The 13381-nt window shown below is 61.6% G+C and carries 11 protein-coding genes and 1 tRNA gene; 8 read left to right on the forward strand and 4 right to left on the reverse strand.

The window, feature by feature from the left end; translation table 11 throughout:
* Window positions 1-15 precede the first annotated feature (15 nt).
* Window positions 16-402 carry a T9SS type A sorting domain-containing protein gene (locus tag ACVWYF_RS10740; RefSeq protein ID WP_457067674.1) on the reverse strand — a complete coding sequence of 129 codons (387 nt, stop codon included), beginning with the start codon at window positions 400-402 and terminating at the stop codon, window positions 16-18.
* Window positions 403-575: 173 nt separating this feature from the next.
* Here ACVWYF_RS10740 and ACVWYF_RS10745 point away from each other — a divergent pair, with 173 nt between their 5' ends.
* The 3 genes from ACVWYF_RS10745 (at window position 576) to ACVWYF_RS10755 (ending at window position 3823) form a co-directional block, all read left to right on the forward strand.
* Entirely contained in the window at window positions 576-1694 is a 1119-nt protein-coding gene (locus ACVWYF_RS10745) for an NAD(P)/FAD-dependent oxidoreductase (RefSeq protein ID WP_457067677.1), read from the forward strand.
* Window positions 1695-1881: 187 nt separating this feature from the next.
* Window positions 1882-3051, forward strand: coding sequence for a type III polyketide synthase (locus ACVWYF_RS10750; RefSeq protein WP_457067679.1), 1170 nt, complete (start codon window positions 1882-1884; stop codon window positions 3049-3051).
* 73 nt (window positions 3052-3124) lie between these two features.
* Window positions 3125-3823, forward strand: a complete 699-nt coding sequence (locus ACVWYF_RS10755; RefSeq protein WP_457067682.1) for a methyltransferase domain-containing protein — start codon at window positions 3125-3127, stop codon at window positions 3821-3823.
* 105 nt (window positions 3824-3928) lie between these two features.
* Here the strand turns inward: ACVWYF_RS10755 and ACVWYF_RS10760 are convergent, their stop codons facing one another.
* The 3 genes from ACVWYF_RS10760 to ACVWYF_RS10770 all read right to left on the reverse strand — a co-directional run bounded on the left by ACVWYF_RS10760 (window position 3929) and on the right by ACVWYF_RS10770 (window position 5754).
* Window positions 3929-4234: a TonB family protein gene (locus ACVWYF_RS10760; protein WP_457067684.1), complete on the reverse strand. Its 306-nt coding sequence runs from the start codon at window positions 4232-4234 to the stop codon at window positions 3929-3931.
* A 210-nt stretch (window positions 4235-4444) separates the two neighbouring features.
* Window positions 4445-5347, reverse strand: a complete 903-nt coding sequence (locus ACVWYF_RS10765) for a histone deacetylase family protein (RefSeq protein WP_457067686.1) — start codon at window positions 5345-5347, stop codon at window positions 4445-4447.
* A 332-nt stretch (window positions 5348-5679) separates the two neighbouring features.
* Window positions 5680-5754: transfer RNA gene (locus ACVWYF_RS10770), tRNA-Val, on the reverse strand.
* 188 nt (window positions 5755-5942) lie between these two features.
* Here ACVWYF_RS10770 and ACVWYF_RS10775 point away from each other — a divergent pair.
* The 5 genes from ACVWYF_RS10775 to ACVWYF_RS10795 all read left to right on the forward strand — a co-directional run bounded on the left by ACVWYF_RS10775 (window position 5943) and on the right by ACVWYF_RS10795 (window position 13356).
* On the forward strand, window positions 5943-6632 hold the full coding sequence (locus ACVWYF_RS10775; protein WP_457067689.1) for a porin family protein: 690 nt from the start codon (window positions 5943-5945) through the stop codon (window positions 6630-6632).
* Between the two features lie 85 nt (window positions 6633-6717).
* Complete coding sequence (locus ACVWYF_RS10780) at window positions 6718-7230, forward strand: DUF6992 family protein (protein WP_457067692.1); 513 nt, start codon at window positions 6718-6720, stop codon at window positions 7228-7230.
* A gap of 213 nt (window positions 7231-7443) precedes the next feature.
* Complete coding sequence (locus ACVWYF_RS10785; protein WP_457067694.1) at window positions 7444-8598, forward strand: alpha/beta hydrolase; 1155 nt, start codon at window positions 7444-7446, stop codon at window positions 8596-8598.
* 230 nt (window positions 8599-8828) lie between these two features.
* Window positions 8829-10022, forward strand: a complete 1194-nt coding sequence (locus ACVWYF_RS10790) for an efflux RND transporter periplasmic adaptor subunit (RefSeq protein WP_457067697.1) — start codon at window positions 8829-8831, stop codon at window positions 10020-10022.
* 73 nt (window positions 10023-10095) lie between these two features.
* Entirely contained in the window at window positions 10096-13356 is a 3261-nt protein-coding gene (locus ACVWYF_RS10795) for an efflux RND transporter permease subunit (RefSeq protein WP_457067700.1), read from the forward strand.
* Window positions 13357-13381 lie beyond the last annotated feature (25 nt).

A 13381-nucleotide genomic window follows, 5' to 3' on the forward strand; every position in this document is an offset into this window, starting at 1 on the left:
TACCCTAATTGCTGGTTAGCGAATAACCAGTTTGCACATCTGGCTGGTGTTATCCGACTCCAGCCGCACGTAGTACAGGCCGTTGGCGAATTTGCTCAAATCAAGCGTCCGGGAATATTTGTCGTTGAGTTCCGTCACGGTTTCGTGGTACAGCACCGAACCGATAACGTTCAGCACGCTCAGCTCCACTTTCTTGCCCTGCAAGTTATTGATGGTGAGGTGAACGATGCCGGTGCTGGGGTTAGGATATACCAGCAGGGTTTTATCGTCGCCGGGCCGGCCTTGCTGGCCGTGGTGGCGCACAGCAGCGGCCGAAACGGTAGGCACCGTGCGCAGCAACGGTCCCATACCAAGGCTGAGACCAACGAATAATAGCAGAGTTAAAAGTAGGCGTTGCATCATAGTATTAATTAGTGGGTGGGTAGAAAGAGCGGCGGGTGTTGAATTAACGGAAAAAGTTTCTTTTGGTTGGCAAAGATACGGCACTTGTGCAGTAAGCCGCACCAGAATATCCGAAAATCTCGATAAACCACTCTACTTTCGCTTCCACTGCTCTTATTTCACCGACCAGTTAAATGGACATTTTATTGATTGGCGGCGGGTTGGCCGGTTTGGCGGCGGCCCTGGACCTGGCCCGGCGCGGCCACCGGGTGGCGCTCGTGGAACGCAAGCAGTACCCGTTCCATAAAGTATGCGGCGAATACGTGAGCAACGAGGTGCTACCCTACCTGCGCCGCCTCGGGGCCGACCCGGCCGGGCTGGGGCCAGCGGCTATTTCCAAATTTCTACTGTCGTCGCCGGGCGGCCGCACGCTCAGCAGTCCGCTCGACCTGGGCGGCTTCGGCGTGAGCCGCTACCTGCTCGATGATTTTCTCTACCAGCAGGGCGTGGCGGCGGGCGTCACCTTTCACCTCAAAAACACGGTGACGGATGTGGCCTTCGACCCCGCCACCGACCGGCACACCGTGACCCTGGCCGACGGCCGTACCCTCACGGCCCGCGTGGTGCTGGGTGCCTACGGCAAGCGCGCCAACCTCGACCGGCAGTTGCAGCGGCCGTTTTTCACGCAACGCTCGCCCTACCTCGGGGTGAAGTACCACCTGCGCCTGCCGGGCTTCCCGCGCGATGTGATTGCGCTGCACAACTTTGCCGATGGCTACGCCGGCATTTCGGCCATTGAGGAGGATAAGCTGTGCTTCTGCTACCTCAGCACGCGCCAGAACTTGAAAGACCACGGCACCATTCCGGCGCTGGAGCGGGAGGTGCTGGCCCGCAACCCGCGCCTGCGCGAGATTCTGGACGCAGCCGAAGTGCTGTACCCGCAGCCCGAAGTCATCAACGAAATATCCTTCGCGCCCAAGCAGCCCGTGGAGCAGCATGTGCTGATGTGCGGCGACGCGGCGGGCCTCATCACGCCGCTGTGCGGCAACGGCATGGCCATGGCCCTGCACGGCGCGGCGCTGGCGGCGGCGGCGGCCCACGACTTTTTGGCGGGCCGCACCAGCCGCCCGCAGATGGAAAACGACTACGCCCGGGTCTGGCAGGCGCAGTTTGGGGCGCGGCTGCGGGTGGGCCGGGCGGTGCAGCAGCTCTTTGGCGGGCCGCTGCTGAGCGAGGCGGTAGTGGGCAGCCTGCGCCACTGGCCGGGAGCCGTGCGCGCCCTGATGCGCCGCACCCATGGCCAGCCGTTCTAAAACCTGACGGTGGCGTGGTAGGTTGCGGAGTTGAGGCCGGAATGTTATTAGGCTTTTTTTCCGGCCAAACGTGTAAAATCCTGCCTTATCCCGTAAGTAGTGGGCCAATGCGCGGGGCCGCTCGTACTTTCAGCCGCCAGGCGCGTTGGCGTTTATTCAATATCCGAATCCGAAAATCCTTCCCGGCATGCCGAGTTATTTAGGTGCCATTGGCACTGCCAATCCTGTCCACCGTATTGCGCAGCCGCAAATTGCTGATTTCATGGCCCAGGCCCTGGAGTTTGGCGAGGCCGACACGCGCAAGCTGCGGGCGCTGTACCGGGTGTCGGGCATTGCGCACCGCTATTCAGTGCTGCCCGACTACGGGCGGGCCAACGGCAACTACACGTTTTTCCCCAATACGCCCACCCTGGAGCCCTTCCCCAGCGTGGGCCAGCGCATGGCCGTGTACCGCCGCGAAGCCCTGCCCCTGGCCACCGAGGCCGTGCAGGAGTGCCTGCGCCAAGTGCCCGACGTGGCAGCCGCCAGCATCACGCACCTGGTGACGGTGAGCTGCACGGGCATGTATGCGCCGGGGCTGGATATTGAGCTGGTGCAGGCCCTGGGCCTGCGCCGCGACGTGCGCCGCACCTGCGTGAATTTCATGGGCTGCTACGCCGCCGTGAACGCTGTGAAGCTGGCCGATGCCTTCTGCCGCGCCGATGCCCAGGCCCGCGTGCTGATTGTGAGCGTGGAGCTATGCACGCTGCACTTCCAGAAAAGCCCCGAGGAAGACCACCTCATCAGCAACGCGCTGTTTGGCGACGGCGCGGCGGCCTGCTTGGTGCAGGCCGCGCCGCTGCCCAACGGCGCGCCGAGCCTAGCGTTGCAGGCCTTCCATTGCGGCCTGGAGCCCGATGGGCACGACGACATGGCGTGGCACATCAACGACTTTGGGTTTGAGATGACGCTGAGCAGCTACGTACCGAAGCTGATTCAGCGCGGCATCCGCAGCCTGACGGATGGGCTGCTGGCCAGCCTGCCCGTGGAGTTGGGCGACATCCGGCACTTCGCCATTCATCCCGGCGGGCGCAAGATTCTGGAAACTATTGAAACCGAGCTGGGGCTAACCCACGACGACAACCGCCACGCCTACCGCGTGCTGCGCGACTACGGCAACATGTCGTCGGCCACGGTCCTGTTTGTGCTGCGCGACGTGCTGGCCCACGCCACGCCAGCCGATAATGGCGCACCCGTACTCAGCTTCGCCTTCGGCCCGGGCCTCACGATGGAGGCCATGCTATTGGAGGTGAGCTATGAGTTAAACGTTATGAGTTATGAATTGAGCGAATCAGAAGCGCTTGCACCCGCGCAGTAATTTCCGCGCAAACCCATCCAACTTGTTAGGAGGCGTATAATTCGTCTCATAACTCATAACTCATAACTCATAATTGGATTTCTCTGAACGAGCTTCCGGCCCGGAGCTGATGGACGACCTGACGCTGGCCAATGATGCCCTGCGCCAGAACCTCGACGAGTTGGAAACCATCAATACCTGGCTGGGCGGCTACGCGCCGGTGCTGAACGCGCTGCAACGCCTGAAAAGCCGTTTCCCAACCGGCCGCCCCCTGCGCTTGGCCGACCTGGGCAGCGGCGGCGGCGACACCCTGAGCCACGTAGCCCGCTGGGCGCGCAGAAACGGCGTTTCCGTGGAGCTGACGGGCATCGATGCCAACGCCTTCATGCTGGAATACGCCACGGCCAAGAGCCGGGAATATCCCGAAATCAGCTACCGGCAGTTCGATATTTTCTCCCCGGAATTTCAGGCTCAGCCTTACGATGTGCTGACGTGCAGCCTGTTCTGCCACCATTTTACGGATGAAGAACTGGTGCGGCTGCTGCGGCAATGGCACCAGCAGGCCGGCGTGGCCGTGGTCATCAACGACCTGCACCGGCACTGGCTGGCCTACCACAGCATCAAGTGGCTGACGCGGCTGCTGGGCGGCTCTTACCTGGTGCGGCACGATGCGCCGCTGTCGGTGGCCCGGGCCTTCCGGCGCCAAGACTGGGTGGCGCTGCTGGCGCGGGCGGGCATCACGAGGTATGAGCTGCGCTGGCGCTGGGCCTTTCGCTGGCAGGTAATAATTTAATCGACAATAGGTTGGTAGCCATAAAGCCAGGGCCAGGGCGGCTTTGGCCATGCAGTGTTTTATGCTTCATTCCCTACCCCTATCGGCGCTGACCCACGGGCCGGCTTAGTTTTTTTTGACGCGTGCCCGCATGGAAACCAGCACCGTGTAGGATACGGCCACGGGGCAGCCGTGCTGCCGGCCCGGCGTGAAGGGCGGCAATTGGCGCACGGCGGCCAGCGTGGCCTCATCGCAACTGCCGCCCACCCCTTTTAGAAGGCGGGCGTCTGTAACAGCACCCGCCGCCGTTACCACGAAGGTTACGAATACGCGGCTATCGCCGCAGCCACCGGCTCCGGCGGCACTCAGCCTTTCCCGGATGGCCGCCGCCACGGCCGCGCCGCTCCCCCCGTAGCCAGGTAGTTGGGGCATTTGCTCGACGTAGGTGTACACTTTGGTAGAGTCGGCAAGCCCATTCCGGGCCTGCCGGGGGACGGTCCGGGCCTGCCCCGCCGCAGGGCCAGGCAACGCGCCAAATACAATCGCGGCTAGGCAGAGTGACCGCCAAAAAGTCAATAAATCCATATCCTAAATATAAGCTAGTCTGACCGTTGCAGAGGCGACCCTGCTTTCCTGCTCCTACTACCCCCACAGCCCGGCCGCTACCCGGTAGGTGTTGGCGTGGGCTTCCACGATGTCGATGATGCGCTCGGAGTAGCCGCCGCCCATGCATACCACCACGGGCAGGTGGTGGCGGTGGCAGAGGCCAAGCACCAGCTCGTCCCGCCGTCGGCAGCCTTCGCGGGTGAGAGCTAGGTGGCCGAGCTTGTCGGTGGCCAGCACGTCGACGCCGGCCAGGTAGAACACGAAATCGGGCTGCACTTCGTCGAGGAGGCGGGGCATGGTTTCGGCCAGCAGTTTCAGGTAGTGGGCATCGTCGGTGCCGTCGGGCAGGGGCAGGTCGAGGTCGGAGATTTCCTTTCGGGCGGGGTAGTTGCGGCCGCCGTGCATGGAAAAGGTGAACACCCGGGGCTCGTGCTGAAAAATAGCGGCCGTGCCGTTGCCCTGATGCACGTCGAGGTCCACGATGAGGACTTTTTGCGCGTGGCCGTGGGCCAGCAGCCACGCCGCGGCAGCGGCCTGGTCGTTCAGCAAGCAAAACCCTTCGCCCCGCGCCCGAAATGCGTGGTGGGTGCCGCCTGCAATGTTGAACGCCACGCCGTGCTTCAGCGCGTGTCGGGCCGCCTCAATGGTGCCACCCAGGATGGTGATTTCGCGCTCAAACAGCTCCCGCGACCACGGAAAGCCGGTGGCCCGCTCCTCCGGCCGGGTGAGCTGGCCAGTGCGCAGGCGATGGTAGTAGCCGGCATCATGCACCCGCAGGATGTCCGCCTCGGGCGGGGGCTGGGCCACGAAGAAATCGGCGGGCGTGGCCGTGCCTTCGTGCAGGAGCTGCTCGGGCAGCAGTTCGTACTTGAGCATGGGAAAGCGGTGGCCGGCGGGCAGCGGGTGGGCGTAGCAGGGCGCAAAAGCAATGGGCAGCATCGGGACAAAAGTTGGTAGAATGAGCGGTGGAATTGGCCACGCAATTTTATAACACCAAACTCACCTTAAATACTTGTGTTTGTGCGCGCCGGTGTGCTTCTTGCCTATGCGAATACGGCCACCAGCTACTGGCAAAGCTGAGGAAACCCCAGAGACATCATAAAAACGCCCCGGCTGCGCAAGTCGGGGCATTTTTATGCCCGCTTGCGGCACCCGTAGCGGGCGGCTCTATTACCCGGGTCTCTACGAACTGATAGCCGCGCCGCGCCTTGGCCAAAACCGGGGACCAACCAATAAAAAACCCTCACTGCAAGGCGCAGCGAGGGTTTTTGTGAGGCGTATTGGGCTCGAACCAACGACCTCCACCGTGTCAGGGTGGCGCTCTGAACCAACTGAGCTAACACCCCGGAACTGGCCGCGCCCGCAGGCCGCCGCTCCAAAGGTAGCGCCGCCCGGCGAATGCAGCGAAAGGAGACCACTTTTTTTCGTCAAATAGGGCCCTCAGGCAACCTTCTGGTCCCGGCAAAGTATAGGGGCAAACGGGAATAGTAATCTTCCCCGGCTTCTGGCCTATTACCCTCACTTCATTTCACCCATGAAAAAGACTCTTCTCTTATTGTTGCTGGCCGTTACTTCAGCTTCTTCTGCGTTTGCACAGGCGGCTCCCGGCGGTGCCCTTTCCTCAAAAGACTACACCGGCGGTAAAACCACCAACTCGCGCAATACCGGCTTTGGCGTGAAGGCCGGCTACAACCTCAACAGCCTGCGCGGCGATGCCGTGAACGACGCGGCCAAGAAGGCCATCAGTCGCAACGCGCACAGCGATTTCCACGCCGGTGTTTATGGTCAATTTGGCCTCAATGAATTTTCGTCGATACAGGCCGAGCTGCTGTATTCACGCCAGGGCTTCAGCGGCGACAATGGGGTGACCACCGCCACATACAACATGGACTACATTGCGCTGCCTATTCTCTACGTGGGCAACTTCACCGACAACCTAAGCTTTCACGTAGGCCCCCAGGCTTCACTGCTCATCAACGCCCGCCGCGACGGCAATTCGCTGGGCCTGTCGGAAAACGGTTTCCATACCCTGGACTATGGCGCTGCGGCTGGCTTGGAGGCCCGCGTAGGCCCTGCCCGCCTGGGTGCCCGCTATAACTTGAGCCTGGGCAAGATTTTTCAGGACCCTACCTCCTCCAACCCCGTTTTTAATACCGACCCCAACAAACGCAACATCTACAACAGCCTGGTGCAATTGTATGTGGGCATTGGGTTCACGCAATAGGCTCACTGCCTCGCATTTTTGTTAAGAAAAGGAAGCCTCAAAAGGGCTTCCTTTTTTTCTTCCTTCTCCCCTCCTTGCCATTGCCATGCCCGCCGCCCCTGCCGCCGTCGATATTGCCAGCCTATTTATGGCCCGTGAGCTGCTGCTGGGCCGGGGCCTGGCCGTGCTGGCCGCCTGGGTGCTCCTGAACCTGGTGGGCAGCGGTTACTACCTGGCGCATAGCGACCGGCGGCACGAGCCCTTCTATTTCCACGGCATGAACGTGGGCTGGGGGCTGGTGAATGCCGGGCTGGCCGCGTGGGGCATTCTGCATCTGCACTTTGTGGCCCCCGCCGGCCTCACGGTGGCCGAGCTATTCCAGACCCAGTTATTCAACGAAAACCTGTTTTTGCTCAATGCCGGGCTCGATGTGGCCTATATCATGACGGGCTACTACCTGCGGGCGCGGGCGCTGGGGCCGGGACAGGCGCTCCCCGTGCGGATGCTGGGCTTCGGCCGCTCGCTGTGGGTGCAGGGTGGGTTTTTACTGGTGTTCGATGCCGCGATGTGGAGCCTGCTGCACTGGTTGGGCAACGGCTGGTTTGGGCTCCTAGGGTGAGGGGCAGCGGCATCCCAGAATGGGACCACAGACCCATTTTGAGAAAGCCCGCTTTCCGTTCGCGTGGCAATTAGTCCCGCAAGGCGACGAAAAGGGCCGGTTCGACGGGAAACCAATCCGTTGAAAATACGGGTGGTAGAGCTTTGCGTAGCTCTCTCACCTCCGCCCTCGCCCCAAGTATTCTGGGAAGGACTGGTTTTCAGCCGCCTGCTTATGCGCTCTTTCTTCTCCGTTCTCGCCGCCATTTGCTTGCTGCTGGCCTTCGGCGCGCAGGCCAGCACCCTCGACCGGGTTGAAACCGTGGTGCTTTCGGCCCCGGCCGGCGGCACGCGCCTCAACGGTATTCTGCGACTGCCCACCGGCCCCGGCCCTTTTCCGGCGGCCGTGCTGCTGCCCGAGCACGAAGCCGGCACCCTGGCCCCCACCCTGGCCGATAAGCAGCTGCTGAACAGCCTGGCCGATTACCTGGTGGCCCAGGGCATGGTGGTGCTGCGCCTCCAGGAGCGCGGCAACGGCGAAGGCGGCACGGTGGCCGAACGCTCGGCCGATGCCCTGGCCGCCCTGAACTACCTGCGCACCCGGCCCCAGGTCGATGTGACGCGGCTCGGCCTCATCGGCCACGGCGAGGGCGGCAACGTGGCCCTGCTGGCCAGCGCGCAGCTGCTGGCACCCACGTTCGTGGTGGCGCTGGCGGCATCGGGGCTGCCGGGCCGCGATTTGCTGGCCGCTCAGCCCACCATGTATGGCAAGGTGCTCGGTAACGACTCGACCGATGCCCAGCGCCAGCGCAAGTATCTGCTCGACCAAATGGCCGCCGGACAGGAAGCCGCCAAAATGCGTGCCCACGGCTCCAACAGCGCCCAGGTGCAAACCTATCTTGACCAGCAGCGCCTGCGCCAGAAAATGGCCGTGCGCCGCGACGAGGAAAACCTGGTGAAGCACCAGCGCGCCATGCTGGAAATAGTGCGCCAAACCCCTGACAATGCCCAGGCCCAGGCCATTCTGAGCAACATGCTGCGCCAGCGCTATCCCGGTATCGCTCCGCAGGATGTGCAGGCCAGCGTGCAAACCCTGACCATGCCCGCCTACCGCAACTACCTAGCCTTCGACCCCTTGCCCATGCTGCCGAAGGTGCAATGCCCCGTACTGCTGCTGCAAGGCGACGACGATGCGGAGGTTAATGCCCCGATCAACCTGGCTCTGCTCAAGAAAGGCCTCCGCAACAATGCCCGCGTGACCGAGATGCACGTTCCCGGCCTCAACCACGCCTTGCAGCTGAGCAAAGCGGAGGCCGGCGGGATGTCGCCCGCACCCGTCTCACCCGATGCTCAGGCCAGTATTCACACCTGGATTATGAGTCAGAAATAGCCCTAGCTGCTTTCTGATTTCGTGCCTGAAATAAGGTGTGAGGCCCGGCAATTTGGTTTGCCGGGTTTTTTTATTGCCCGTGGGCGCGGCGGGCTTGGTCAGCAAAGTTGGGCCGATGGTCGGGCAGGCACCGGGCCAGGCCGATTATGGGCCGCAGAAATCAGCTTTTTGCAACCTGCTTTCGTATCGGTAAATGGCTCGCCTACAAACGCGAAGCAATGCTACCGTATATGAATATATTTTTGCCTGGCCGGGCGGCCCTGCTGCTGGTGCTGCTGAGCGTGGCGGCCTGCAACTCCAAGAAGAAAGACGACGAAGCCGGCGGTAAGGGCGGTAAGGATGGCGGCCCCGCGCCCATCAAGGACTACCCGGTGCTGGTGGTGCGGCCTGATACGGTGACGCTGTTCCAGGACTACCCAGCCACCATTCAGGGGCAGCAGAACGTGGAAATCCGGCCCAAGGTGGACGGGTTTGTGGAAGCCATTTACGTGGATGAAGGGGCGAGCGTGAAGAAGGGCCAGAAGCTCTTCCACATCAGCGCGCCGCAATACGAGCAGGAGGTGCGGACGGCCCGCGCCGGCATCAAAACCGCGCAGGCCGACGTGGACGCGGCCCGCATGGGCGTAGAAAAAGTGCGTCCGCTGGTGAACAAGGGCATCATCAGCAAGTACCAGCTCGAAGGCGCGCAATACACTCGGGAGGCGAAGGAAGCCGCGCTGGCCCAGGCGCAGGCCACGCTTTCCAATGCCCTCACCAACCTGGGCTACACCACCATCACCAGCCCGGTGGATGGGGTGATGGGCACGATTCCCAATAAAATCGGCAGCCTGGTGAGCAGCGCTTCGGCCGACCCGCTGACCACTATTTCGAGTGTGGGCAGCGTGTACGCGTATTTCTCGCTCAGCGAAAAAGCGCTGCTGGATTTTGCCCGCCGCCGCCCCGGCAATACGCTGCAAGAGAAGCTCTCGCATGTGCCTGACGTCCTGCTGGTGCTGGCCGACGGCAGCTTGTATAACCATCCCGGCCGCGTGAAAACCGCCATTGGTCAGATTAACACCGAAACCGGGGCCAGCAGCTTCCGCGCCACCTTCCCCAACCCGCAGGGCCTGTTGCGGAGCGGCAGCAGCGGCTCGGTTCGCACCCAGCACCCCATCGATAATGCCCTCATCATTCCGCAAAGTGCCACTTACGAGTTGCAAGGCAAGCGTTTCGCCTACGTGGTGGGGCGAGACACGGCCGCCCACGCTGCTGCCATCACAGTAGTGCCCACCCCGGACGGGACTTCGTTCGTGGTGCAAAAGGGGCTGAAAGCAGGCCAGCAGGTGGTGCTGGAAGGCATCAGTGGGCTGAAGGAAGGCATGAAGATTCGGCCCAAGGTGGTGAAAGCCGCGCCGAAGGAAAAGGAAGTGGCGGCAGGTAGTTAAGAAGAGCCATAACTATTCTGAACGTCATGCTCTACTTGCCTCAGATATAAAGCAGAGTATTCAACCCAGGTTTATGCTAAAAATATTCATTGAGCGCCCCGTGCTCTCAACCGTTATTTCGGTAATAATTGTGCTATTGGGCGTGCTGGGGCTGTTGCAGTTGCCCATTGCGCAGTATCCCGACATTTCGCCGCCCACCGTGCAGGTATCGGCCAGCTACGCGGGTGCCAATGCCGACGTGGTGCTGAAAAGCGTGCTGGTGCCGCTGGAGGAGCAGATAAACGGTGTGGAAGGCATGACCTACATGACGTCTTCGGCCACCAATGAGGGCGCAGGCAGCATTCAGGTGTACTTCAACGTGGGCACCGACCCCGACCAGGCGGCCGTGGACGTGCAGAACCGCGTGGCCAGCGCCACCAGCCTGCTGCCCCAGGAAGTGACCTTGGCGGGGGTGACGGTGCGCAAGCAGCAGAGTAGTAACCTGTTGATTTTCGCCCTGTACTCCGATAATCCAGCCTACGACCAGACCTTCCTGCAGAACTACGCCCAGATTAACATCGTCCCGCAAATCAAGCGGGTGAACGGCGTGGGCAACTCCAACGCTTTCGGCTCGCGCGACTATGCCATGCGCGTGTGGCTCAAGCCCGACGTGATGGCCATCTACGGTCTCACGCCGGCCGATATCTCGGCCGCGCTGGCCGACCAGAACGTGGAAGCCGCCCCCGGCAAATTTGGCGAAAACTCCGACCAGAGCTTCCAATATGTCATCAAGTATACTGGCAAGCTGCAATCGGTGGAGCAGTTCGAGAACATTGTGCTCAAAAGCACCGGCCAGGGCCAGCTGCTGCACCTCAAGGACGTAGCCCGCCTGGAGCTGGGCGCGCAGGCCTACAGCAGCAACAGCGCCACCTACGGCAAGCCCTCGGTGGGCATTTCGGTGAACCAGACGCCAGGTTCCAACGCCCGCGACGTGATTGAGAAGTCGCTGGCCGTGCTGAAGGAGGCCGAGAAGTCGTTTCCAGCCGGCATCCACTACACCAACCTGGTCAATATCAACGACTTCCTGGACGCTTCCATTGACAAGGTGATTCACACGCTGCTGGAGTGTTTTGCGCTGGTGTTCCTGGTGATTTTCATTTTCCTCCAGGATTTCCGGTCCACGATTATCCACGGCGTGTCGGTGCCGGTTTCCATTATTGGCACCTTCTTCTTTTTGAAGGTTTTCGGTTACAGCATCAACCTACTCACCCTCTTTGCGTTGGTGCTGGCCATTGGCATCGTGGTCGATGACGCCATTGTGGTGGTAGAAGCCGTGCATGCCAAGCTGGAGGGCGGCTACACTTCCCCGCGCAAGGCCGCCATTGATGCCATGAACGAGATAACCGGGGCCATTCTCAGCATCACGCTGGTGATGGCGGCGGTGTTTCTGCCGGTCACGTTCATCAGCGGTTCGGTGGGGGTTTTCTATAAGCAGTTCGGCATCACGCTGGCGGTGGCCATTCTGATTTCGGCCGTAAATGCCCTGACTTTGTGCCCGGCACTGGCGGCGCTGTTCCTGAAACCGCCGCACCACGAGGGCGAGGCCACGGAAGGCGGGGAAAACCACGACGGCCAGCAAGCCAAAGCTGCGCCGGAAAAAAAGACTTTCATGCAGCGCTTCAGCATCGCCTTCAACGCGGCCTATGACGCGCTGGTGGGCAAATACACGAAGGCCGTAACGTTCCTTTCGGGCCGCAAGTGGCTATCGTTGATTGCCGTGGCGGGCTTCGGGGTGGGACTGTATTTCCTGATGACGACCACGCCGAGCAGCTTTGTGCCGAGCGAGGACATGGGCACTATTTTCGTGAACGTGAGCCTGCCACCGGCCTCCACGCTGGAGCGCACCACAGCCGTAAACATGGAAGTCGACAGCCTGATTCGGACCATTCCGGCGGTGAAGGGCACGTTGCGCATCACGGGCCAGAACTTCCTGGCCGGACAGGGCAGTGCCTACGGCATGGTCATCGTGCGCCTCAAGCCTTGGGACGAGCGCAAGAAGATGAACAACGAGGCCGTTATCAAGGAAATCACCAAGCTCACGGCCCACATCCGGGCCGGCGATATTCGCAGCAACTCGCAGCCTACCATCACCGGTTTTGGGCAGACGGGCGGCTTCACGTTCCAGCTCCAGGACAAGGGCGGGCACACCACGGCCGAGTTCTACAAAGTAGCCCAGGACTTCCTGGCCGAGCTCAGCAAGCGCCCCGAAATCCAGTACGCCACCACGGCCTTCAACCCCGGCTTCCCGCAGTACCAAATGGCGGTGAACGTGGCCAAAGTGAAGCAGGCCGGCCTCACCGAAAAGGACATTTTGAACGCCATGCAAGTGTTCTACGGCGGCTCCTACGCCTCCAACTTTAATCAGTTTGGCAAGCAGTACCGGGTGATGATACAGGCCGACTCGGCCTACCGCGCCAACCCCGAGGGCCTGAGCAAGGTCTTCGTGCGCAACGCCGCCGGCACCATGGCTCCACTCACCGAGTTCGTAACCCTGACCCGCACATACGGCCCCGAAAGCCTCTCCCGCTTCAACCTCTTCACCTCCATTTCGGTGAATGGCTCGCCCAAGGAAGGCACCAGCTCGGGGCAGGCCCTGATTGCCATTCAGGAAGTGGCCCAGAAGCTGCCGGCCGGCTACGGCTACGAATTTTCGGGCATCAGCCGCGAGGAGCAGAACAGCGGCAAGCAGTCGCTCTACATTTTCGCGCTGTCGCTGGTGTTCGTGTACCTGCTGCTGAGTGCGCAGTACGAGAGCTACATTCTGCCGTTCGCGGTGCTGTTTTCGATTCCGATTGGCCTGTGCGGGACGTATTTGTTCGCCAAGGTTTTCGGCATCGACAACAACATCTACCTTCAGATTTCGGTGATTATGCTTATTGGCCTGCTGGCCAAAAACGCCATCCTCATCATCGAATTCTCGCTGGCCCGCCGCCGCGACCACGGCCTGGAAATAATGGATGCCGCCCTCGAAGGGGCCAAAGCCCGCCTGCGCCCCATCCTGATGACGTCGTTCGCCTTCGTGTTTGGCCTGATGCCCCTGCTGTTTGCCAGCGGCGCGGGGGCCAACGGCAACAAGAGCATCGGGGCCGGCGCCATCGGCGGCATGCTGTTTGGCACGCTGGTGGGCGTGTTTTTCATCCCCGTGCTTTTCATCATTTTTGAAGGATTGCAGGAGCGCATCAGCGGCCCGCCCAAGACCAGGGAGCAGCTGGAAAAAGAAGAAACCGAAGGCGGCCCGCCCGCCAAGGACGGCGAGAAAAAGCCGGAAGAAAAGCGGGAGCCGGCGTTGGCCTAGAGATTTGCCCTCAACTCAGGCCTGC

Source organism: Hymenobacter sp. UYAg731 (assembly GCF_054061335.1).

What these genes read in the sequence shown, in the direction of transcription:
- ACVWYF_RS10765 (WP_457067686.1), bottom strand. Translation starts at nt 5,347, where the DNA reads ATGCTGCCCATTGCTTTTGCGCCCTGCTACGCCCACCCGCTGCCCGCC.
- ACVWYF_RS10790 (WP_457067697.1), top strand. Translation starts at nt 8,829, where the DNA reads ATGAATATATTTTTGCCTGGCCGGGCGGCCCTGCTGCTGGTGCTGCTG.
- ACVWYF_RS10760 (WP_457067684.1), bottom strand. Translation starts at nt 4,234, where the DNA reads ATGCCCCAACTACCTGGCTACGGGGGGAGCGGCGCGGCCGTGGCGGCG.
- ACVWYF_RS10750 (WP_457067679.1), top strand. Translation starts at nt 1,882, where the DNA reads ATGCCGAGTTATTTAGGTGCCATTGGCACTGCCAATCCTGTCCACCGT.
- ACVWYF_RS10745 (WP_457067677.1), top strand. Translation starts at nt 576, where the DNA reads ATGGACATTTTATTGATTGGCGGCGGGTTGGCCGGTTTGGCGGCGGCC.
- ACVWYF_RS10795 (WP_457067700.1), top strand. Translation starts at nt 10,096, where the DNA reads ATGCTAAAAATATTCATTGAGCGCCCCGTGCTCTCAACCGTTATTTCG.
- ACVWYF_RS10740 (WP_457067674.1), bottom strand. Translation starts at nt 402, where the DNA reads ATGATGCAACGCCTACTTTTAACTCTGCTATTATTCGTTGGTCTCAGC.
- ACVWYF_RS10780 (WP_457067692.1), top strand. Translation starts at nt 6,718, where the DNA reads ATGCCCGCCGCCCCTGCCGCCGTCGATATTGCCAGCCTATTTATGGCC.
- ACVWYF_RS10775 (WP_457067689.1), top strand. Translation starts at nt 5,943, where the DNA reads ATGAAAAAGACTCTTCTCTTATTGTTGCTGGCCGTTACTTCAGCTTCT.
- ACVWYF_RS10785 (WP_457067694.1), top strand. Translation starts at nt 7,444, where the DNA reads ATGCGCTCTTTCTTCTCCGTTCTCGCCGCCATTTGCTTGCTGCTGGCC.